The sequence below is a fragment of the Photobacterium sp. 270122K genome, from assembly GCF_059941365.1.
In genome coordinates this window covers 369,481-391,806 of the sequence record NZ_JBPOEN010000003.1, presented here as the reverse complement: position 1 = coordinate 391,806, position 22,326 = coordinate 369,481, and the positions used below count along the sequence as shown (strand labels likewise).

Annotated in this window: 21 protein-coding genes; 7 read left to right on the top strand and 14 right to left on the bottom strand. The window is 47.6% G+C overall.

Going from position 1 to position 22,326, the window contains the following annotated elements; genetic code table 11:
- Positions 1 to 109 precede the first annotated feature (109 nt).
- Together ACSF8W_RS07870 and ACSF8W_RS07865 are read left to right on the top strand one after the other, a co-directional pair.
- The gene (locus tag ACSF8W_RS07870) at positions 110 to 2,698 is read left to right on the top strand and encodes a glycosyl hydrolase family 18 protein (RefSeq protein WP_500846709.1); all 2,589 of its coding nucleotides are present in this window, start codon (positions 110 to 112) and stop codon (positions 2,696 to 2,698) included.
- Positions 2,699 to 2,962: 264 nt separating this feature from the next.
- Positions 2,963 to 3,490 carry a hypothetical protein gene (locus ACSF8W_RS07865; RefSeq protein ID WP_500846484.1) on the top strand — a complete coding sequence of 176 codons (528 nt, stop codon included), beginning with the start codon at positions 2,963 to 2,965 and terminating at the stop codon, positions 3,488 to 3,490.
- A gap of 103 nt (positions 3,491 to 3,593) precedes the next feature.
- Here ACSF8W_RS07865 and ACSF8W_RS07860 read toward each other — a convergent pair whose 3' ends face one another.
- A complete protein-coding gene (locus ACSF8W_RS07860; RefSeq protein ID WP_500846482.1) occupies positions 3,594 to 4,886 on the bottom strand; it encodes a methyl-accepting chemotaxis protein in 1,293 nt (430 codons plus the stop codon).
- A gap of 173 nt (positions 4,887 to 5,059) precedes the next feature.
- On the bottom strand, positions 5,060 to 5,980 hold the full coding sequence (locus ACSF8W_RS07855) for a LysR family transcriptional regulator (protein ID WP_500846481.1): 921 nt from the start codon (positions 5,978 to 5,980) through the stop codon (positions 5,060 to 5,062).
- 136 nt (positions 5,981 to 6,116) lie between these two features.
- On the opposite strand from ACSF8W_RS07855, the gene ACSF8W_RS07850 reads away from it, so the two are divergent.
- Entirely contained in the window at positions 6,117 to 6,464 is a 348-nt protein-coding gene (locus tag ACSF8W_RS07850) for a DoxX family protein (protein ID WP_500846479.1), read from the top strand.
- 86 nt (positions 6,465 to 6,550) lie between these two features.
- Here the strand turns inward: ACSF8W_RS07850 and ACSF8W_RS07845 are convergent, their stop codons facing one another.
- Positions 6,551 to 7,003 (bottom strand): hypothetical protein, encoded by a 453-nt coding sequence (locus ACSF8W_RS07845; RefSeq protein WP_500846478.1) that lies wholly within the window; start codon positions 7,001 to 7,003, stop codon positions 6,551 to 6,553.
- 141 nt (positions 7,004 to 7,144) lie between these two features.
- Here ACSF8W_RS07845 and ACSF8W_RS07840 point away from each other — a divergent pair, with 141 nt between their 5' ends.
- Positions 7,145 to 7,489: a hypothetical protein gene (locus ACSF8W_RS07840; protein ID WP_500846476.1), complete on the top strand. Its 345-nt coding sequence runs from the start codon at positions 7,145 to 7,147 to the stop codon at positions 7,487 to 7,489.
- Positions 7,490 to 7,632: 143 nt separating this feature from the next.
- On the opposite strand, the gene ACSF8W_RS07835 is transcribed toward ACSF8W_RS07840, so the two are convergent.
- The 7 genes from ACSF8W_RS07835 to ACSF8W_RS07805 all read right to left on the bottom strand — a co-directional run bounded on the left by ACSF8W_RS07835 (position 7,633) and on the right by ACSF8W_RS07805 (position 14,799).
- Positions 7,633 to 8,808, bottom strand: a complete 1,176-nt coding sequence (locus ACSF8W_RS07835) for a tetratricopeptide repeat protein (protein WP_500846474.1) — start codon at positions 8,806 to 8,808, stop codon at positions 7,633 to 7,635.
- A complete protein-coding gene (locus ACSF8W_RS07830) occupies positions 8,805 to 9,422 on the bottom strand; it encodes an energy transducer TonB (protein WP_500846472.1) in 618 nt (205 codons plus the stop codon). Before ACSF8W_RS07830 ends, ACSF8W_RS07835 begins: the two co-directional genes overlap by 4 nt.
- On the bottom strand, positions 9,422 to 9,826 hold the full coding sequence (locus ACSF8W_RS07825) for an ExbD/TolR family protein (protein WP_500846470.1): 405 nt from the start codon (positions 9,824 to 9,826) through the stop codon (positions 9,422 to 9,424). Before ACSF8W_RS07825 ends, ACSF8W_RS07830 begins: the two co-directional genes overlap by 1 nt.
- Positions 9,826 to 10,386, bottom strand: a complete 561-nt coding sequence (locus tag ACSF8W_RS07820) for a MotA/TolQ/ExbB proton channel family protein (RefSeq protein ID WP_428480094.1) — start codon at positions 10,384 to 10,386, stop codon at positions 9,826 to 9,828. Before ACSF8W_RS07820 ends, ACSF8W_RS07825 begins: the two co-directional genes overlap by 1 nt.
- Entirely contained in the window at positions 10,386 to 11,735 is a 1,350-nt protein-coding gene (locus ACSF8W_RS07815; RefSeq protein ID WP_500846467.1) for a MotA/TolQ/ExbB proton channel family protein, read from the bottom strand. Before ACSF8W_RS07815 ends, ACSF8W_RS07820 begins: the two co-directional genes overlap by 1 nt.
- Before the next feature lies 1 nt (position 11,736).
- Positions 11,737 to 12,498: a DUF3450 domain-containing protein gene (locus tag ACSF8W_RS07810; RefSeq protein WP_500846465.1), complete on the bottom strand. Its 762-nt coding sequence runs from the start codon at positions 12,496 to 12,498 to the stop codon at positions 11,737 to 11,739.
- 207 nt (positions 12,499 to 12,705) lie between these two features.
- Positions 12,706 to 14,799 carry a TonB-dependent siderophore receptor gene (locus tag ACSF8W_RS07805; RefSeq protein ID WP_500846464.1) on the bottom strand — a complete coding sequence of 698 codons (2,094 nt, stop codon included), beginning with the start codon at positions 14,797 to 14,799 and terminating at the stop codon, positions 12,706 to 12,708.
- A gap of 263 nt (positions 14,800 to 15,062) precedes the next feature.
- Here ACSF8W_RS07805 and ACSF8W_RS07800 point away from each other — a divergent pair, with 263 nt between their 5' ends.
- A complete protein-coding gene (locus ACSF8W_RS07800) occupies positions 15,063 to 15,500 on the top strand; it encodes a hypothetical protein (RefSeq protein ID WP_500846462.1) in 438 nt (145 codons plus the stop codon).
- An 89-nt stretch (positions 15,501 to 15,589) separates the two neighbouring features.
- Here the strand turns inward: ACSF8W_RS07800 and ACSF8W_RS07795 are convergent, their stop codons facing one another.
- Entirely contained in the window at positions 15,590 to 16,960 is a 1,371-nt protein-coding gene (locus tag ACSF8W_RS07795; protein WP_500846460.1) for a histidine kinase sensor domain-containing protein, read from the bottom strand.
- 310 nt (positions 16,961 to 17,270) lie between these two features.
- On the opposite strand from ACSF8W_RS07795, the gene ACSF8W_RS07790 reads away from it, so the two are divergent.
- Positions 17,271 to 17,897, top strand: coding sequence for a hypothetical protein (locus ACSF8W_RS07790; RefSeq protein WP_500846458.1), 627 nt, complete (start codon positions 17,271 to 17,273; stop codon positions 17,895 to 17,897).
- An 88-nt stretch (positions 17,898 to 17,985) separates the two neighbouring features.
- On the opposite strand, the gene ACSF8W_RS07785 is transcribed toward ACSF8W_RS07790, so the two are convergent.
- The 3 genes from ACSF8W_RS07785 to ACSF8W_RS07775 form a co-directional block, all read right to left on the bottom strand.
- A complete protein-coding gene (locus ACSF8W_RS07785; RefSeq protein WP_500846456.1) occupies positions 17,986 to 18,888 on the bottom strand; it encodes a L,D-transpeptidase family protein in 903 nt (300 codons plus the stop codon).
- Between the two features lie 251 nt (positions 18,889 to 19,139).
- The gene (locus tag ACSF8W_RS07780; protein ID WP_500846454.1) at positions 19,140 to 20,264 is read right to left on the bottom strand and encodes an acyl-CoA desaturase; all 1,125 of its coding nucleotides are present in this window, start codon (positions 20,262 to 20,264) and stop codon (positions 19,140 to 19,142) included.
- A gap of 203 nt (positions 20,265 to 20,467) precedes the next feature.
- Positions 20,468 to 21,211, bottom strand: coding sequence for a hypothetical protein (locus ACSF8W_RS07775; RefSeq protein WP_500846452.1), 744 nt, complete (start codon positions 21,209 to 21,211; stop codon positions 20,468 to 20,470).
- A gap of 265 nt (positions 21,212 to 21,476) precedes the next feature.
- Between ACSF8W_RS07775 and ACSF8W_RS07770 the strand changes: the two genes are divergently transcribed.
- Positions 21,477 to 22,322, top strand: coding sequence for a lipase family protein (locus ACSF8W_RS07770; RefSeq protein WP_500846450.1), 846 nt, complete (start codon positions 21,477 to 21,479; stop codon positions 22,320 to 22,322).
- Positions 22,323 to 22,326: the final 4 nt, after the last annotated feature.

Genomic DNA, 22,326 nt, shown 5'->3' with positions numbered 1-22,326 from the left:
GTCTCACCTTGGTCTGTTTTTTGACTGAAACCCTGTTACACGCCAACAGGTGAGCATGCCTTTTTCTTCTGTATAAACGGAGCCTAATTTGAAAAAGTCTCACATTGCTATGCTTGTCGGCAGCCTGTTGGCCACCGCTGGCGCACACGCTGCCGCCCCCGGAACACCTAACCTTGATTGGGGCACACACACTTACGCACTGGTTGAATTAAACCGTGATGCACAAAGCTATAAAGACATCGTCGTTGCGCGCCACAAAGACATCCCTGTGACTGTTTCATGGCAGACATGGAGCGGCGACGCTGCACAAACGGCAAACGTATTGCTTGACGGCGAAACCGTCTGGACGGGCAAAGGCAGCAGCAAAAGCGCGACATTCAATGTCAGCAAAGGCGGCGTGTATGACATGACGGTTGAGTTATGTAATGCCGATGGCTGCAGCGAAAGCAAATCTGTCACATTGACGATTGCCGATACAGACGGTAGCCACTTGGCACCGCTGGCTCCTGCTCTACAAGAAAATAACAAGCCTTACACCAATACCTCTGGAAAAGTGGTCGGCACTTACTTTGTTGAATGGAGTGTTTACGGCCGTGAATTCCCATTAAATAAAGTCCCAGCACAAAACCTGACTCACATGCTGTACGGCTTCACCCCTATCTGTGGGGGAGATGGCATTAACGATAGCCTAAAACAAATTCCTGGCAGCTTTGCGGCTCTGCAAAAAGCCTGTGCGGGCACACCTGATTTTGCGGTCGCCATCCATGACCCATGGGCCGCGATTCAGATGGGCCAAGAAGGCGTGAACAACTGGCAAGACCCCTACCGTGGTAACTTTGGTCAGATGATGGCGCTGAAACAAGCCTACCCTGATCTGAAAATCCTGCCGTCTATCGGTGGCTGGACGCTGTCTGATCCGTTTTACTTCATGCACGACGAAAGCAAACGCCGCGTCTTCGTGAACTCGGTAAAAGAATTCCTTCAGACATGGAAGTTCTTCGACGGTGTGGATATTGACTGGGAATACCCAGGCGGTGGCGCAGCCAACCCTGAACTGGGCGATAAAGACAAAGATGGCGAATTGTACGTGACACTGATGAAAGAGTTACGTGCCATGTTAGATGAGCTATCGGCAGAAACCGGACGCACTTACGAGCTCACCTCTGCAATCGGCGTCGATGTAAAGAAAATTGACGTAGTAGATTACAACCGCGCGCAAGCATACATGGATTACATCTTCCTGATGAACTATGACATGTTCGGCGCGTTTGATTTGAACACCTTAGGCCACCAATCTGGCATTTACGATGCAAGCCATAACCCAGCGGTAAAACACACGGTTGAACGCGGTGTTAACGACTTGCTGGCACAAGGTTTAGATCCGAAGAAATTAGTTGTCGGTGTGCCTAAATACGGCCGTGGCTGGAAAGGCGTACACAACATCACGGGTGATAACCCAATGACGGGCCAGGCAACCGGTGCGATTAAAGGCACATGGGAAGACGGTGTTCTAGACTACCGTGACATTGCCGATAACCATTCTGGCAATGGCTGGGAAAGCCGTTACGACGAGCAAGCAGAAGCATCGTATAAGTGGAACCCTACCACCAAAGAACTGATCACCTACGATGACGAACGTGCCGTTAAAGCAAAAGGCCAGTTCGTGCAAGAGCGTGGCTTAGCCGGCCTATTCTCATGGGAAATTGATGCGGACAATGGCGACCTGTTGAACGCAATGCATGAAGGTTTAGGCCATGGTGACGGTGGTATCACCCCACCACCAGCACAAAACAAACCACCGGTCGCGAATGCAGGGGCTGACCATGCAGTGATGGGCCCTATTGATGTCACACTGGATGGATCTAAATCTTACGATCCAGAACAAGAAGTCATGACTTACCAGTGGACGCAAACAACGGGTGAAGCCGTGGTCATTACTGGTGCCGATCAAGCGAAAGCCACCATTCGCGTACCCGTAACAGCGGAAGACACACAGTACACGTTTGCACTCGTTGTCACGGATACTGAAGGCCAGACGGCACGTGACGCGGTAACGGTCAACAATAATGCGGAACAAGCCAACCAAGCGCCAGTGGTTACCCTACCGGCCTCGCTGACGGTTGAAGCAGAAGCAACGTTCTCGATCAACGCGAAAGCCAGCGATCCAGACGGCGAACCTCTGACGTACAGCTGGACGGTGTCACCACAGTTCGACATTTTGTCTGGTCAAGGTACGGCAACACTGCGCCTGAAAGCGCCTGCAGTATCGGAAATCACGCAAGAAAACGTTTCGGTATTGGTGTCTGACGGTGCATTAGATGCCACCGCAGCGATGCGCATCACGGTTGAACCTAAAGAAGAAACGGGCGGTGGCGACTGTGACATTACCGATCCAAACGCGGGTAACTACCCAGCATGGACTGGTGGTGCGGTATACAACACGGGCGATCAAGTCAGTCACGATAACTTGGTTTGGCAAGCAAAATACTGGACACAGAACAATGTACCCAGTGCGACAGCCGACCAATGGACATTGATCAGTGATGCTGAGTTTGGCTGGAACAAGGGTGTCGCTTACCAAGGCGGTGAGCAAGTCAATCATGATGGCCAGCGTTGGGAAGCCAAATGGTGGACCAAAGGCGAAGAACCGGGCAAGGCTTCTGTCTGGGAAAATATTGGCGAGTCTTCTTGCCAGTAAGCTAAACCGTTAAAACGTATTTCCACTTCACGCCTCTACCGCTCTGCGGTGGGGCGTTTTTTCAACCTACTTCCCCCCACCATTAAACAATTCGCTCATTGCATAAAAGCCACACACATTATAGTGAATTAACTCGCATCCCCCTTTTGATGTCGTACTCTAATTACGCGTTTTAGCTTACATTTCTCAATGACTCGCAGCCAGCATCATCGGCTCAACAACTATTTATTACTTAGAGTTCTGCCATAAATGGGATACTTTGGAGTGCGTTTTAAAAAACCAATGATAGGCATTTGGAGTGCGGCTTTATTGTCGTCATCATTCTGTAACGCCGATGGCATTCAACAAACGGCAATTAGCGGCCTCCAACACGGCAAAATCTTATCTGAATTTTTAGCTTATTTATCTTCTACTTCCGTCCAGAGTAGGATCATTTTTGCCAAAAACGTTGAGGTTACCGATCCAAACATATCAATATCTAACCCATGGAAAAACGCGTACAACTGCGATGAAGATGGGTCTGACGGCAGCGCCATCATCATTATTGCTGATACGGTGCATGTACTCACTGCTTGTGGTGAGTTAAATAGCGATGAATATGATGAGATGTTCATCGAGAAACAGCCTTCAACGGTTATTCCACAGGGTTCTGCACGAAGCGGATTGCCGAATGACATTATCAAAGACCTAGATGTCATCATGGTGCCTACGCCTGCTACCATTGATACGTACATTGTCTGGGATGGCAAAAAGTTTGTATTTTCCGCACCTTTAGAGCCTGAATATCGATAATCCCTTCGTCTATCCTAGAAATATAAATTGTAATATACAAAAAGAGGCCAACCGGCCTCTTTCTTATCGCGATAAATGTGGTGAATACAGATACTGTACCCTATTACATTTTCTGCTCGTTCAGATTCATCACGGTACTGGAGACATTTTCTGCCCCTTTGTAAATCTCTTCCATCACGGTTGAGACTTCTGACATCTTCGCACTGCCCAAATCTGAAATAGTGGCAACTTCTTGCATGAACTGGGTGATATCTGTGGTCAATTCTTGGTTTTCATCAACCACATGGGTAATTTCAGCCGTTGATTCTGCCGTGCGTGACGCCAGTTTTCGAACTTCATCAGCAACCACAGCAAAACCCCTACCCTGATCGCCCGCGCGTGCCGCTTCAATGGCCGCATTCAATGCTAATAAGTTAGTTTGCTCTGCGATGCCTTTGATCGTCAGTACAATCTGAGAAATGTTATTTGAACGCTCATTCAAATCCGTAATTTTCGCCGCAACACCCGCAACTTTCTCACTGATTTCATGAGAAACTTCCACTGACTCTTGCAGTAGCTTAGAGCCTTCTAGGGCAATTTGTGAGGTTTCAACCGACGTGCTGTAAGCCACTTCTGACGCTTGTGAAATGGCAAGGTTACGCTCAACCTGCTCGGTAACATCCGAAGCAAACTTCACCACGCTAACCACATTGCCCTGCTCGTCCATGATGGGGTTATACGTTGCTTCAATCCACACATTGCGCCCGAATGAGTCTCTACGCAAAAATTGCCCTGATTTGTAACGGCCCGCTCGTAGATCTGACCAAAAATCTGGATTTTCACGATAAAAGTCATCGAAACAGAACATACGGTGGTGTTGACCGATAATTTCACTTTCACGGTATTTTAGTGCATTCAAGAAATTATCATTAACGCTGAGCACCTTTCCATCGATAGAGAACTCAATCACAGCCATCGATTTATTCAATGCGTCAATCACACTTTGTTTTTGCGCGTCCGTTTTATGCACACTGGTCACATCGGCTGCAATCTTGAAGACGCGCTCAACATTGCCTTGATCGTCAATAACGGGAATGTATGTCGCCGACAGAATCACGTGATGGCCGTCTTTACAGATACGCGTGAACGTCCCTTCAAACGCTTCGCCAGCAGCAAGCGAACGCCAGAAATCAGCATATTCAGATGAATAGGTATAGCTGGTCTCACAGAACATACGATGGTGCTTATTCTGAACTTCCTCAAGTGTATAGCCCACGCAATTTAGAAACTTATTGCTAGCAGTCAAAATATTGCCGCTTTTGTCGAACTCGATATAGGCCGTATTTTTAAAAATAGCAGCGTATAAATTTTGCTCAAAAGAGGGCTTGCTGACAGCTTGTTTCTTTCTGAAAAACATAGTGTTACTTAATCCTATTCATATTATTGTTATTCGCATACCTGACACAAAACAGCATACGGTTACATTTTCTCACAATAAGATACAAAATGGATAGTAATTTATCTATTAATAGTCTTTGTAGGAATATTCCCACGTAATTTCAGTATATAAGATATATTTCATTAGATACTTTAACTCACCGGATTATCATTAAAATAATCCACCAAAAAGTCGACAAAAGCACGAATACGATAGGGTTGATAGGCATCGGCTTTAAAAACGGCATGCATAGGTAAACTCATCGCCTGATACTCAGGTAATACCGGCTCTAATACACCAGATACAAAATGTGGTTCTACCATCCAACGAGGCAAAGCAGCAATACCATGTCCTAACAAGGCCATTTTCAACAACATCTCAGCACTGTCACTGGTAAACACTTCCTGCACGTGAATATTGGCCTTATTCGTTGGTTCTGCAGCCTCATAGACGGCCCATTGATGCGATGGACGGATCAACGAATAGGTTAAACAGGCGTGGGAGGATTCACCATATTTGGCTAAATCCTCTGGGGCTGCAGGTATCCCCCGTCGCGCTAAATAATCAGGCGCAGCCAAAAATACGGCGGTGTTATTAAATAAGAACCTTGCCTTATAGCGAGAATCTGAGAGATCCGCGACACGGATAGCCACATCGATATGACGCTCGATAAGATCAACTTGCCGATCGCTCACCGACACATTCACGGACAATGCTGGATGAAGCGCCATAAATTGACTGATCGGCGCTGCCAATAGTTGCGTGACCATCACACTTGGGACAGACAGGCGTAACTCTCCACGGACTTCAAGGCGATCGCCTCTTAAACGCGTCTCGATGGTATGCATGCCTGTCAAAACCTGCTCACAATGTTTCGCATATTCATCCCCTTGTGGGGTTAACGCAATTTTTCGGCTATTTCGGTGGAACAAAGCAAAGCCAACTTGCCGTTCAAGCCAGGCGATTTTCTTACTCACCGCACTTTGCGTCAGGTTCAATTCATTGGCAGTCGCCGTAAAACTGCCAAGTTGAGCGGTACGGATAAAGACATTCAGACAATCAAACTTATCCATTTTGCATTCTCACGGGGAATGGTTGATATGCCGAAAATATCATTTATCCACTCGACTAGGAATGGTTAAATTCAGCCATGCCGCCAGACAAAATACGGCACATAACAATAACGTACTCACGAACGAGAGGTAACCCATGACCACCCTGACAATCAGCCTATTAATCGCCTTCTTTGTGTTTGCCAGTTCCATCAAATTACTGGGTTGGCAACGCTTCATTTTTGACACGCAATTGGCTTTCTTTCATAAATACGGCTTAAACCGAGTTTTCATGTTTTTGGTCGGATTGGTTGAACTGACGGGCGCATTGCTGTTAGCGGGCTATCTGCTCTCCCCTGTGCATCATCTACCACTTTGGGCAGGAGCGGGCTTATTGGGAATGACATCTCTAGGGGCGTTGTTTTTCCACTTCCGCTTTGATGGCTGGAAAGATGCAGTTCCGGCGATGATCACGCTGGCACTATCGCTCATCGCCATCATGTAAGGACTGCAACCACAGTGTAAATACGTAGGCAATACAACGATAAATGGCGCATCCACATGCGCCATTTTTATGTATTTATCGGATCGTTAAGCCGGATCGACAGTCCGTGATTCAGGTACTGATCCAACGGTAAATTCGATATCAATTATGCATGAATGCGTGGGGCAGTAATTCACCCCCCACCCTATAATTGCAGCCGCCATCCACATCACAGCATACGCATCAATACTTACAATAAAGACCAAAAAGCCAATCCCGAAAAACAATGCAAGGAACAATTGACTATTCGCGCTCTCTTTCTCCGCAGACGTGGTTTCTTTGGCTGCTTGGAAAAGTCCACACTCTTCATCACGATCCGTCGGAAACAGTTTGGCCTCACATTCACAGGTATAGACACCTGCTGTTTCTATTTCTGTAACAATTTGATGGGTGAGCACCGTTTTTGTCTGACAGTGTCCACACGTTAATTGGTAACCCGCAAGCATCTTCATTCCTTTTTTGAGCTTGTATGACGATGTCAGGAAATTACCGATAATCATCAGACAGGTCGAGACGATAAATGACTATTTTCGATCAAATCTGCAATGTTTTAATTTTAAAATCATTAATTTACAGCGCAATTCTTGATAGAGTAGTCACAGATAAGGTAATAATCCGATAATTTCAGAAGGATCGTAACGGTGACCTATTTTTCTCGCGCTTGGCACGGCAACATTGCCATCTGGCAAGCGGTTGTACTCAATGGCGTATTGGGCTTTATTCTGACCTTTATGCTAGGCGCCTTGTTAGGCTTAGGTGTGGTGGCATTACAAGAGAACGGCGTCATTTCAGCCAATATCATTGTTATCAACAACGGCATATTGTGCACCCTTTTCTTGGCCTATACGGTGTTTGCCGTGCGTTCAGCATGGACAACCGCCAAACATGCTAAGCAGGCTGTCAGCCATGGCCTGACTAAGTGCTGGGCGGTATTGTTGGGGCTATACATGATCGGCGTGATTGCCAGAATGCTCGGTTTGGCCTGATCAGAAAAACCGGCGGTATGATAAGAATCGATATGTAATGAGCACACAATAAATACGCAATAAATGCGTAATAAAAAAGAGGCCTGATGGCCTCTTTTTTATTCGTTGACTAATCGACTGTACGCAATCGCGTCAATGCTTTTCTAGCTTTCCATCTTACGCATCTGGTTCAGGTACTGAATCCAGCTTTTCGATGCCGATGTCGACTTGATGTTATCCGCACGCTTGGCGTGAATAATCGCCTGATCGAAGTTGTCCAGTTTGTAGTACGCACGCACTTTGGCTAATTCCACATCAGACGCATGGCGTTTACTGGTGACTTTATCCAGCTGCGCAATGGCACGTTGGTATTGGCCTTCTTGCAACAATAACTGCGCCAATGGCCAGCGGTATTTGTTATTCAGCGTGGCGGCAACTCGCCATGCACTAATTGCTTTATCCCACTCTTTGGCCATTTGCCAATATTGTGCCTGAGCAGAAACAAGCTCGACATCGGTGTTGGCGTGGTCAAGTTCGGCATACAAACGGGCCGCACGTTCCGGCATTCCTCGCTGTGCATACAATTGACCCAGCGTTTTCAGATCTTGCTGAGTCAGAGCAATACCATTACGTTTCGCCAGTGCCAAAGTCTCAAGCGCTGATTTTGAATGACCAATACGCAATTGAATACCCGCCAACTGCTGCCACCATACGGTTTTCTTCGGTTCCAGCGTGATCAGTTGCTCCAGTGTCGGGATCGCCCCTTTCCACTGTTGTAACTGCAACTGTGCCCCTAGCTTTAACGTCAGTGATTGTACATCCGCTTTTTTAGCATAACGCTGTTGCTGAGCAATGGCCTTTAATACGGATTGCCATTCAGAAATCTGATAATGAGATTGTGCGATACGGAACCACAATTCATCCGCCTTTTGATTAGCCGGTACCGATTTCGTCAACGCATAGTAATGCGGCAGTGCCTGCTTATATTGCGCATCAGACAATAAGATATCGGCCAACATGCGTTGCGTGATCCAGGCTTGCTCGTCTTCTAACAGGCCACTTTTCACCGCAGCAGTAAGATTGGCAATGGCTTTTTTGCTGTTGCCTTGCTGCCAGTAAAATACACCCAGCATGCGCTGAACAAATGCTTCGTCATAATCACGGGATGGGTCTAACCCTTCCAGCATCGCAATGGCTTGATCCAGCTTATCGTCTTGCTGAAGCGTGTTGGCCCGCTGTACTTTCCCTGCGGTGAATTGTGATAATTCCGCCGATGCCGTGCTCGAAAATGCGCCTAACGGTAAAGCCAGCGCAACGATGAGTGCGATTTTCTTCATCATTTTTGAATTTTAAACTCCAGTCTGACCGTTTGGCCTACCTGTGCAATCGCTTTGCCATCCAATACCTTAGGTTGATATTTCCACTTTTTCAGCGCGCGCATCGCTTCACGCTCAAACAAGCGGCGTGGTTTAGCATCAATCACTTTTACTTCCGTTGGGCGGCCTTGGGTGTCAATGGTAAAGGACATCACCACATAACCTTCCGCGCCTTGCTTCATCGCACGAGCAGGATAACGTGGCTCTACGCGGTATAACGGCATGGCTTGCTGATTAGCGCCGAAATCAGAAAATGTCGGCATATTGATAGCTAACCCTGACACCGCTGTGTCCAAGTTCAAACTCGGCATACTCGGCGCCACGGTATTGGTGACGGCTTGTGTGCTGGCCGTTGGCATCGCTTGTGGCGGTGGCTCTGGGGTATCCGGCTTTTCAGGCACCGCACGTTGACGACGACGGGCTTCGCGCTCTTGCTCCACCATCACCATATCAATGGCGACAATTGTTTTGTCATTTTCAGCACGCTGATGCCCGTTGTCCACCATCCAGGCCATAAAGGTAAATAACCCTAACGCCATGGCCAGTGCAATCGGTAATGCGACCAACAAACGCAACATTAGCCTTTCTCCGCTGCCAGCGCGATGCTCTTCACGCCCGCACCTTTCGCGGCATCCATCACTTTCACAACGGTACCATTGTACGCGTGCTCATCCGCTTGGATCACCAATGAGGCGTCAGGCTGCTCAAGCAACATGTGTTCAAGAGTTGCTTGTACGCGTTCTACATCAACGACTCGTTTATCAATATAGATATCATTGGCTGACGTTACGGCAATGAAAATACCGGCATCTTTCTGACTAACCACATTGCTGGCCTGTGGGCGGTTCACTTCCACCCCAGACTCGCGAACAAACGAGCTGGTCACAATGAAGAAGATCAGCATGATAAAAACGATATCCAGCATGGATGTCAGATCGACCTGTGCATCCTCACGGGCCGACGACGGACGATTCAGTCGCATCACTGACTCCTCAATAATTTTTCTAACTTTAATTCACGAAATTGACAGGCTTTGGCTAACCGAGAATGAATAAACATCCCGGTTAATGCGGCCACCATACCGGCCATGGTCGGCAGGGTCGCTAATGAAATGCCTGACGCCATTAAGCGGGGCTGGCTGCTGCCTTGGGTCGCCATGACATCAAACACGGAGATCATCCCCGTTACAGTGCCTAACAAACCTAACATCGGGCAAATAGCCACCAACACTTTGATTAAATTCAAATGTTGGTTAAGAGCAATATGCGCTTGGCTTAACCAGCCGTTGCGCAGCGCATGGGCATACCACGAGGTTTGATCCCCCCGTTCTGCCCATGCACTTAACCATTGCTGCTGCTGTTTTGGGTAGGTAACCAGCAAGTACAAGACCCGCTCAACCACCAATACCCAACACAACACGACAACGGCGGCCAACCACCAAAGCACTTGGCCACCCTGGTTCATAAACTGCTCTAATGAATACCGCCAGGCGTCAAAAACTGACATAGGTGCCAAGGTGATTTCAAAAAGGCTGTTTTCCATTACGCTGACATTCCTGCTTTTTCGGCTTGTTCAGCAACAAGGCTGATGCCCTGCTTCTCAAGGATATTGCGAATGTTATCCGCTTGGGTGCTCAACATGTTGTGCGCCAACAGCAACGGCATCGCCGCCACCAAGCCCAATACCGTCGTCACCAACGCCATTGAAATACCGCCCGCCATCACCGTTGGATCGCCATTACCAAACTGGGTGATCACTTGGAAGGTTTCAATCATACCGGTTACAGTACCCAACAGACCTAACATCGGTGCCAGTGCCGCCAGCAGTTTCAGCATCGACAGGCCTTTTTCTAGGCCATGTTGCTCATCCACAATCGCTTCAAGCAGGCGCAGTTCCAGCGCTTCAACACTGCGTTTTTGATCTTTGCTGTACACACTCAACACACGACCCAGTGGGTTGTTACCCGGTACCGTTGGGTTTTTCAATTGGCTGCGGATCTGCTGACGAATCACGGTCAACTTCGCACCTCGGAACAGCGCAATGATCAAGCCGATCGCCAATAGACCAATGATGATATTACCGATCACCCCACCGAACGCGAGGCGGTCGGTCAATGTTGGACTGTTCGCCAGTTGCTCTAGCATGATACCGCGTGACGGATCCACCACGGTTGCTTGCAAACCGGTTTGGGTTAAATCATGCATACCAGCAAACACTGGACCGTTGTCTGGCTGCTTCAGGTAGGATTTTGCCACTTCACGCTGACCATCCCACGCCATGTAGCCTTGTTCACCAATCAGACCCATGCTGCCTAAACGGTAAGCATCAACGTTAGCACGGTGACCTTGGCCATTAATGAATGGCACAGACACCGGGCGCATTTCACGGCTTGCTGCAATTTGCTCTTCCAAGCCTTGCCATAGGCCGGTTAATTGCGTCAATGACGGCAACGCTTTGGCTTCTACAATGTCATTCACCACATCGTGGTACGCATGGCGGTCAACGCCAGTAACTGAGGTGGTCATTTCCGCATCTAAATCTTTCGCGGCTTGACGTACCACACCGAACAACTCACCTAAGCTACCGGTTTCCAAACGCAGTTGTTCTTCTAACCGTGCCAGTTGGTTTTCGTTATCGCTGAACGTTTTGCTCAACTGATCGGTTTCCGCTTGCAGCTGTTTACGTTGTTTTAGCAGCGCATCACGTTGTGCTTTGATCTCTTTTTCCGTTAGGTTGAAGCCTTTTTCACGCTGTTGGTTATGGGCGTTTTCGACTTTTTGCTCTTGACGGGTTTGATCTACCAATGATTGACTCGACAACGTTTGGCTGGCACTAGCGGTCATCGGAATGCTGAATAGGCACAGCGCCACGGTTAATGCTTTGAATTTCATGTTAGTTATTCTCCACATTCACAGAGACTGGCAGCGTTAGCAAACTCGGCGCAGCGGTTTTTGAGGCAATCGCAAAGGCTTTATTGATGTCTTTGCTGTAGTCACTGGCAAGGGGTTGCCAATGTGCAGTGTTGTCGTTCCATGCCCAAAACTGGGTACCGTCAAGACTACGGGCAACAAACGAGACTCGTCCTAAATACAGTAGGTCGGCGTCAATCTGAGTGTCAGCCAGAGCGATTTGCCCTTGGTAGATACCCATCTTGGTGCCGTAATCCATTTCAATTTGGTAGGCTTCAAGGATACGGCGGTACTTTTCGGCGTCACTGATATCCGCCTGCACCATCATTTTTCCTAGCTTTTCGATACGCGCCAGACGTTGCTCTTGACGAATAGGCTTGTCGTTGGCCACGCTCTCTTTGAGTCCATCCAACATGCGGTACATCAGTGGCACTACCCCTTGGCGGGTCTCTTTAATGCCTGCAATTTGCGTATCGAGACTCTTCACTTCTTCGGTTTGGCTCGCGACCAAGTTCGCCATGTGGTCACGGTACACGCGCAAGTTTGCCACTTCTTCTTGAAGTTGCTCAATCTCTGCCGTCATTGATAATGTTGCTTCCGCACTTTTATCAATTTTCTTTTGACTGCTGGTCGATGCCTGATTCATCGCGCTTTCAACCGAACGCGCATCGCTCAGTGCACTGGCCTGTGCGCCTGTAATGCTGCTAAACATCAAAAGGGCTAAACTGGTTTTCTTTAAGTTCATTTGATCGTCAATCAAGTTAAATAAGTGAAAAAAACACAACACGCGAGATTCCATTCGGGAGAGCGTGAGGCTATATCGTATTAGAAACAAAAAACGGCGCTATTATGCCGCAAAACAACAATCTTTCAAATGCAAATAAATATCATTTGTATAAAAATACAACGAAAAATGGGGAAGCTTTCACTTCCCCATTCATTCTTCACATTATTAGTAGCTAAACTGTACGGTTGCCATGTAATTGCGACCTTCACCAATGATGGTTTTGGTCTGGCTGCCACCGGCTAAGTAGTCGGTATCAAACAGGTTGTTCACATTTAGGCGCATAATAACGTCTAGGTTTTCGTCATACTTGATAGTATGAGCAACGCCGGCATCTACACGGGTGTAGGCGTCTTTTTTGTAGGTGTTTTTCTCATCACCAAAACGCGAACCTTCGTAGAACAGACCCAAGTTAATGTCTGTGTTGTTCGTCACTGAGTAACGAGACCAAATGCTGGCAGCAAACTCAGGCACGTCAGCAGGACGGTTACCGTCGATGCTTGTATCTGTCGGGTCAACAATCTTCGCATCTAGGTAAGTCATGCTACCGTTCAGCGCCAGTTGCTCAGTTACGTAACCTGAAACAGAGAACTCTGCACCACGGTGCTTTTGCTCACCGACCTGTGTAGTAATTGAAGTATTACCACCCGTGTTCACATCTTCGTTCACGACTTTGTTTTCTTGCGTGATATCGAAGATAGCACCCGATACTAACGCTTGACCATCAAACAGCTCCCACTTTGAACCAAGCTCGTATAACGTGCCTTTTACTGGGTCCAATTCCATGCCGTCGTTCACATCATTTTCGTTATCGACCGGATCTTGAGGTTCAAAGCTTTCAGAGTAAGTGAAGTAAATCGAACCGTTCTCTGCTGGATGGTAAATCACCGCTGCTTTTGGCAATACGTTGTTGTAATCACCTGCTGCTGTTTCATGACGGTCAAAACGTACACCCGCCAGCACCTGCCAAGCATCGTTAATCGTCACCATGTCTTGCAGGTAAATACCGTAAGAATCGCGTTCTGTTGGATCTTTCTGCTTGCCATTGGAGTAATGCAGATCGGTTGGTTTGATCATTGATTCACCAACAGCAACCTCATAACCGTTTTTCAGGTACTGACTTTGGGTTTCATAGTGGTAACCCAACCAGTTAGCCCCCACCAATAGCTGGTGTGACATGCCGGCAGCATCGAATTCACCGATGAAATCCACGTTCGCCGTATCAAACTTCCAGTTATCCCAACGGTCGTACGCGTTGTATTTGAACGTGCCTGTCGCTGCATCATATGTGGTTGGATCGGTAAAGCTCTCTGTGTCACGACGTTCGAAGTCTTGACGGTTATAGCTCGCTGACATGCGCCATGTATCAGTCAGGTGGGTATTCACGTCCACACCGATGTTTTCCACATCGTTTTCGATGTTTGACCACTGTGCATCCCAGATGTGCTTCTCACCTAGAACTGGCTCGCCATCTACGATCCACGCACCGGTATCCACGCTGCCGTTGTCGTTAGTACGGTCGTAGTGGAAAGACACGGTTGTGTTGTCTGTTACATCGTAATCAACAAACAAGCCGCCCACAAAACGTTCGGTTGATGGTGTGCTGCCATCATTGTAACGACGCCATGAGTCGTAGTTGTGTTTCGCGACGATAGCACGGGCACGTAGCGTTTGCGCTTCGTTCAGGGCACCGCTCACGTCAACCACAGTACGTGATTCGTTATCAGAGCCGATATCTTGGCTTACATTGACTTGGGTTTCATAAGTTGGCTTCTTCGCCACCATGTTGATCAAGCCACCCGGTGCTGATTTACCGTAAAGCAAACCCGCAGGGCCTTTCAATACTTCTACACGCTCAAGCAGTTCAATCGGCTGACGGTAGTGTGACCAGTGTTGTTTACCGTCACGTAGGAAGCTGTCGCCACTATCAAGTTCAAAACCACGCAGGAAAAAGGTTTCACGGTTACGGCCTTTGCCGCCTTCCGAAATACTGGAGTCATTACGTAGTACTTCACCCAACGTAGTCGCACGCTGCTCATCGATCACTTGTTCGTCGATGATGGACACTTGTCCTGGGGTTTCAAGCTGTGTGGCTTCAATGCGCATAGCGCTGGTGTTAGTGTCGGCTTTATAACCGTAGTCACGACCTGTAACCACCATGTGCTCATCCACTTCTGTGGTTTCAGTGTGCGTTTGTGCAACAACAACCGGTGTGGCAAGAACAGCACCAATGAACAAAGCCAACTGACTTTTTGAAAACATATTCCGTTACTCCAAAGTAATGCGTGGTACTCATGCCGGATAGTTAGTATTGTCAATCGGCAGTGTGGCTGTACCTAAGAGCGCTTGAGCGCCGCTAAAATTCTGAAACGAAATATAAGTGATAACCATTACCATTTGCATTCAATTTACAATCTTTGCATTTGTAATAATTTTGTCAGCATGTTGCTCATCATCATAAAACCTGTTATTTCGCACGCCGAGAGGTATAATGCAGCGGTTTTTTATTATCCGGTATATATGAAGTGACAGAAGTAAACCTAGATGACGTTCGTCGCCAACTTAATGCGTTAAATCTTATTGCTGAAAAAATGCGTATTGTCACTGTGTCCGCTATGGACGAAGACATGCTAGAAAGCTGCACCAAAGTGGAAGGTGAGAGTTTTTACAACAGCTATATGAACGTGATTTACTGTAAAGGCGAGCGTTATGTGCTGGGTTACCGTTGCGAAGAAACGGTCATTGACCACGCTATTATTCGCAAAGGCGACAAGTATTACGACCCTACCCTGCAAGTGGAAGGCGATTTCAACGAATACCAATACGCAATTCTGACTGAATTCACAGTATTCGACATGATGACACATGCCAAATCGAACAAAGACTTCCCGCCTGACGTAGATTACCTGCGTAGCAAAGCGAGCAAGTTTAAGAACGTGATCAAGCCTGAAGCTAAACAGTAAGATCCCGTTACCACTTTACGGTCTGACAGCTTCATGCTTTATAGGAAGCTGTCAGCGTGCTCTCTTTTACTCACCGCTTTCTTGCTTTGTTACGATGATTGAAAAGTCAGCGTTATACGAAAACCCTCAGGCACGTTTGCTGCCACAACGTCTCCGTTCATCAACGCCATCGACTCTTTAACGATCGCCAACCCTAGACCATAACCGCCTGCAGATTTCTCTCGCCCAGCTTGCACACGGGTAAATGGGTCAAAAATCGACGGCAAGTACTGCGGTGGAATACCATTGCCACTGTCCGTGATCCGAATATCTGCGCCCACCAGCGACACCACGATCTGCGCATCCTCACCCGCATATTTGATGGCATTGCCAATCGTATTGTTCAACACGCGTAACACTAATGTGTGGTCGGCCATAACCCAGTGTGGCTCTCGTGCCCTGCCCGGTTCACCGGCGAGGGATAACGTTTGTGTGCCATGCAGCCCTTGTTGCATCTTAGAGAGGTGCTGTTCGCAAAGTGCATGTAGATCAATCGGCACTAACGTGGGTTGATAGTGGGCATTTTCTAACTGACTAAACGCTAAGATTTCGTTCACCAACGCATTCATCTCGTTGGATTCGTTTTCTAATCGTTGTAAATAAACCTGTTGTTCATCGGGCATCTTGCGTCTTAACAGATGCAATGCCAACTCATGACGCGCAAGCGGCGTTTTCAGTTCATGAGAGACATCGCGGATCAGCCGCTTTTGTTTGGCATTCAAGGCTTCAATGCGCTGCGTCATATGATCAAAGCTCTCTGCTAACGCTTTAAACTCCGTGACACTGTCACCAACCTCTTGACTGACGCGCACGGAGAAATTCCCTTCGGCTAATCGGTGGCTCGCCTCTTGCAGTTTTTTCAACGGCGCTTGCAGGTAGCGCGTCAACAATAACGACAACACCCCTAGAATAAGTACCGCTATCACCGCTTTGATGGCAGTAAAATAGTACGTAAAGATCCGTGCGGGATGCAGTTGATGGGGAAATTGGATCACCAGTCGATCACCAGATACCAACGGCAAAGTAATAATGGGTTGGTTCACTTTATTGTCGAACCGGGTATCTATATCGCGAGCAAACCGCAATTTGAAGGCAAAATGCGGGTGCATTTCACGGCCACTGAGTTCTTCATTTTGCGCGTCAAGCACGAACACTTTAAACGGCTGCGCTTCTTCCCACGCTGCCAGTGCCGCCCTATCACCACGTTCAATCATGACTTCGGCTTGATCGGCCATCTCTTGCATTTGGGCTTGTATCGGCTTGGGAATATGCAGCAGCGTTCGAACCAACGCCGCTTCCGCCAAGTTTTGCAATAACAGAATAATAAACAAGCTAACAGCAAAGGAAGAAAAAAGCTTAAACGCCAACCCTTCTTTGTTACCAAGGTGGAAGATCGCTTTTATCGTCGGGAGGGTTTTCATTTTAGTCGAACATCATGTTGGGCAGCCGCAGCAAGGGTAACATATCTTGCCTTTTAAACCTCATAGCGCTGACTGCACGATAGATAAATAGAAATGATGAACAAAAAAACGGGGATGATTGAGGCAAAATTGGCCTGATTCGCATTTTTTCGCTGTTTCAATCGAACCCACCTATAACTCTTGAGGTGATGCGTTAGGTATAACAGGGCATCTCCCTTATAGTGGAAACGTCATAATGCACAATGAACGTAACGGAATCACGCTCACGTATGGCAACATTCTAAACAAATTGCTTCAGCAAGGAGGTCACATGAAGCGCATCATTTTGTTTATTTCTCTTTTGCTTCTCGCGGGGTGCAGTAATGGGATTGCGGTCAATATTCCCGACCCGATCGCATCATCGCATGAACACAGCGGTTATCTCGTCGGCACCCTCGGGGTCAATACCGTCTGGCCTGCAACCGGCAACAAAATTGTCACCACATTGAATATCCGTCATATAGAAAGCAAGGAAATGATCACGGTCAGCCGGTTTGATTCTTCCCCTGATTTTGAAACCGACGCACTGGAAGGGCAATTATTCACCTTGCCTTTACCTGCGGGTCACTATGAGTTGGATTCAGTGAGTTTCAAAGGCAGCAATGGTATTCAAACCGTGAAATCTAAGTCGGTCAGCAATGTGGGCGGACACATTATCATCGCACCTAATCAAGTGACCTATATTGGACAATTTATAACGTCCAGTTTGATTGCCAAAAGCCCGCTCTGGAATACCAAGTACCCTAGCGGCTTTGCCAAAATTCACCATGATTTCGTGGCTGAACGCGACAAGCAAATTCTCGATGACCAACACCCTGAGCTACGCACCTTGGTGTTTGTCCCTTCCCCGCTTGAAGGTTTGGATGACCAACGTCTGATTTCAACCATTATTGAATAACATCCCCTTCTCCAAGCAATAAAAAAAGCAGCGATTACGCTGCTTTTTTATGTTGAAGCACTGACGTGTCAGTGACCGAATCCATCGATTATCTCAGTTTGATCGGTAAGCCTTGCTGATCATTCAATGCGCGTGATAGCGCCATGCTAGCTTGATCATCACTCACGACCGCTGACACCAAGGCATCAGAGGCATTCACGGCTTTGAACTCACCGAGCTGCGCTTCATCTCGAGAAAGTGGTTCATGCACTTCCACGTAAACGGAACCGTCTGGCTCTGTGGTTTCTTTCACCGGCTGATTGATGATGCGCACGACCGTACCACGACGCACTTGTGCAAATAGCCATTCAACATCCCATGGGTTCATACGAATACAGCCTGAGCTGACACGCATACCAATACCAAAGTCTTTGTTGGTACCGTGGATCAAGTACTGGCCGCCCCCTTGTGAGAGTCGCATTGCATAATCACCCAATGGGTTTTCTGGCCCCGCAGGCACGACGCCCGGTAGCTCAATATTGTGCTTTTCGCGGTACTCTTTACGAATGTTGGCAGTCGGTGTCCACGTTGGGTTCTTGATCATTTGACTGATCTTCGTGGTCATGCGCGGTGTTTCACGCCCTACACGGCCGATCCCAATCGGGAACACGTACATTTTTTCGCTGTTTTTCGGGAAGTAATACAAGCGGAGCTCAGCCAAATTGATCACTATTCCTTCGCGCTTCACATCCGGCAGGATGAGCTGCATAGGAATAGTCAGCAATGAGCCCGGTGTTGGCAGAAAAGGATCGACCCCAGGGTTCGATGCCATCAGCAGTAACAGCCCCACATCATATCTATTCGCAATATCTAATAAGCTATCGCCTTCCATGACTTGGTAATACTCCATGACGCCCACAAGCTTACTGTCTGGCGCAGGTCGATTGTACTCAACCGCGTGTGCCGACAACGACATGAAACTAACAAGCATTAAGAGCAATAAGCGTCTCAAAACAGTGCCTCCATCAATGTAACCCCTCAATTATGGCAAATTTCATTCAATGACTCGATCTGAGCGCGTTATTTCTCACTTTTGAGAATCATCGCGCCAATTCTACGTCACCCGTTAAGCGCTTTCGTCATTTTAACGTCAAGCCTGTCACTGGCCTGCATTCTATCACTATGAGGCGTGCAACAAAAACGGGGCCTCGGCCCCGTTCGCAACTCACACTGTTTTTATTGTGAAGCACCGACACATCTTAGCTATGCATACTGTGCCGTTAAGCGTTCCCATGCCCTTCGCTGTTCATCCAGACGGCACTTCATTTCATGGTATTGCTGCATAAATTCGAAACTATCGTAGTGCTGCAACAAGTGTTTTTTCTTCAGCTCCAGCATGCGCTTTTGGGCGGCATAGTAATCCGCCATTTTTTGCAATAGGGCTTCATATTCTTCATCCAACCGCTGTAAACGCGCTTGTGGGTTTGGCAAGGCTCTAAGCTTTTTCTGTACACGTTGATGCAGCATGGCCGCACGTGCTTTTTCCACTTTGTCTTCCGGACTGGTACGCAAGTTCTTGGCCATGCCCATCCATGCGCAACTTTTAATCAACCATTTTGTTGGGTCAAACTGCCACCAGCGAATACCGTTACGGTAATCATTTTCAAAAATGTGGTGGTAGTTATGGTACCCCTCACCAAAGGTCAACAAGGCCAAAAAGCCATTATCACGGGCGGTATTGTTATCCGTATACGGCTGTGTACCCCAGATATGTGCCAATGAATTAATGAAAAACGTCGTGTGGTGGCTGAGCACTAAACGTAATACGCCCACCAATAATAACGCGCCCCATACATCGCCATGGATCAGGCCAAAGACCAGCGGAATACCGACATTGGTGGCCACAGCCAATGGCACATAATACTTATGCTGCCACATCACGATAGGATCTTTCTGTAAGTCACGACAATTGCTGTAATCACTGTAACGACTGGCTTGATAATCACGCAGCATCCACCCGATATGGCTGTAGAAAAACCCTTTTTTCGCGGAGTACGGATCTTTGTCATTGTTATCCACATGACGATGATGCACGCGATGATCCGATGACCAGTGCAAAATACTGTTTTGCAGGGCGAACGCCCCACCAATCGCAAATATCGCCCGCATCGGTTTATTGGCTTCATAGGTTTTATGTGACCACAGACGATGGTAACCCGCCGTAATCGACATGCCACAAAAAGTAAACGCCACCAGTAGCATCATGATTTGTGCGCCATCGACACCCACGTGCCACGCATACAGCGGCGTGCCAATCAGGGCAATCGCCATGGTTGTTGTAAACAGTACGACATTAAGCCAGATCAAAGGGGGTTGGGGGGTCGTCATCCTTATTAACCTTTTTGTTGAATTTTCGCTCGTTCAATTTGAGCTTACACTTGTAAGCCAGAATAGTCACGAAAACGTTTGCCGTCAATATGGTTAATGATGGTTCAATTGAAAAAAAGTGTTCTTGTTAACTGCGTCTCTTAATTAAACACGGATAACAAAAAAGCGCCTTTCGGCGCTTCTTGTCTGCAGTGTCATAAAGATTATGCACCCTGTTGTTGCTGCTGTTCTTGCTGTTGCTGTTGCTGTTGCTGTTGCTGTTGCTGTTGCTGTTGCTCAAGCTTGACCGCATCCAAATCGGCCTGCAACGTGGTCACTTCTTTTTCACGCTCATCATGCAGTTGAACGAGAACCGCATTATCGTTTTGCTGCTGTGCCACTGACGCTTCCAGTTCTTTCACTTGTGCAGCTAAGGCTTGCACCTGCTCAAGGCTTAACTCTAAGTCAGATTTCAGCTTACGCGCATTGCGTTGGGCAACTTGTTTCGCTTTCAGCGCTTTATTGGTATCGGCATCGGCTTGTTCTAGCTCTTCTTCGCGGACTTTCAATGCCCCTTCTAACGTGGTGACCGTGGCATTTAATTCCTCAACCACTCTTTTGTGTTGCTCGAGATCCGCTTCCAGATCCGCCACTGACGCCACTGACAGCCCCGCTAACATTTTCCATTGCTCACTAACATTGCGCGTAAATTGGTCCATCACATCAAAAGGGAAGCACAACGCTTGTTGTGTATCACCGGTTGTCTGAAACTGCTTATCCATTGCTTCCAACAATTTCAAACTGTGTTCATAACTTTGTTCTATCGCTTGCTTGGTGTTCGCCACCGTGATTGACTCCACCGCTTTCCCTGCCAACATCATGGCTTGAAACTGTTTGATGATAGCCTCAGGCTGTGTTGCCTGTGTGAGTTGAAGCAATGGGTGAGATTTAAAATCATATTCCATCATGTATTTCCTGCCATGCGTTAACGAACAATAAGTAAAAAGAATAACTCCACCGTTTACTATTCTTATATCAAATCACATACTTTTTGCGCATTGATGTTCATAAAGTTTGAAGTCAATTCAATGAAATCGCAGTCTATCAATGTGACATGACATTTTTTCGTCCCCTTTCACTACCGAGATCACGGCGTTGAGCGCCGCCACTGTCACACACTTGCTATAAATAGCCGCTAGAGTTAAGTGACTGATACGCCACTATCGAACAGCCATGAAACGGTTAAAACGCTACCAATACGAACACTACGCCATTTTATGCAGTTTGGCGTACCCATCGACCTTTAATCACACGCTCTATGGGTTTAGCAAAAAGGGACGCCATGAGATCACCGATCGCTGGGGGCGTACGGTGATTCGCTTGCTCTGGAGCGAGAAAAAAGACGTTGTGGTGGTGTTTAAAGGCACGCAAAGCCTGTGGGATTGGATGATGAATCTGGCCTTTTTCCCTAAAAAAATCCCGGCGGGCGACACGCATTGCCATGTCCATTGGGGCTACTATTCCTTACTGGAACAACGCAGCAAATTCTCAACCACGCCAGAACGTGCGCATTTTAGTAGCAATCTTAACGCGGAAATACAGCACAACAGTGAACAGCTAAACCTGCGTAACCAAACGCTGTACCAGCAAATTGAGCACGTGCTTTTGCCGTTAATCAAGGCAGGGAAGAAAGTCGCGTTCACCGGTCATTCTTCTGGCGGCGCGATGGCCATTCTGGTGGCGCATCGCTTATATCAAACCCATCCCCATGCCATAAAACGCATTGTGACTTTTGGCCAACCGGCCACGGGATTTTGGAGCTTCAAACAGCAGTACCCCTTGTCACAGCACACTTACCGTATTTGCTGTGATCTGGACATGGTGACGTTCCTGCCCCCTATCCCACTCATCTATTGGCACGTTGGCAAAATGTTGTGGCTCCACAACGGTAAAATCTACGAAGACACCCCGACGTTTCAGCGTTTTTACCGCTCAATCATCAGTTGGTTATTACGCCCCATCACCTATCACTACATGAACAAATACATTCGCAATAAAGACTTTTTCGACAAACACTGAATAC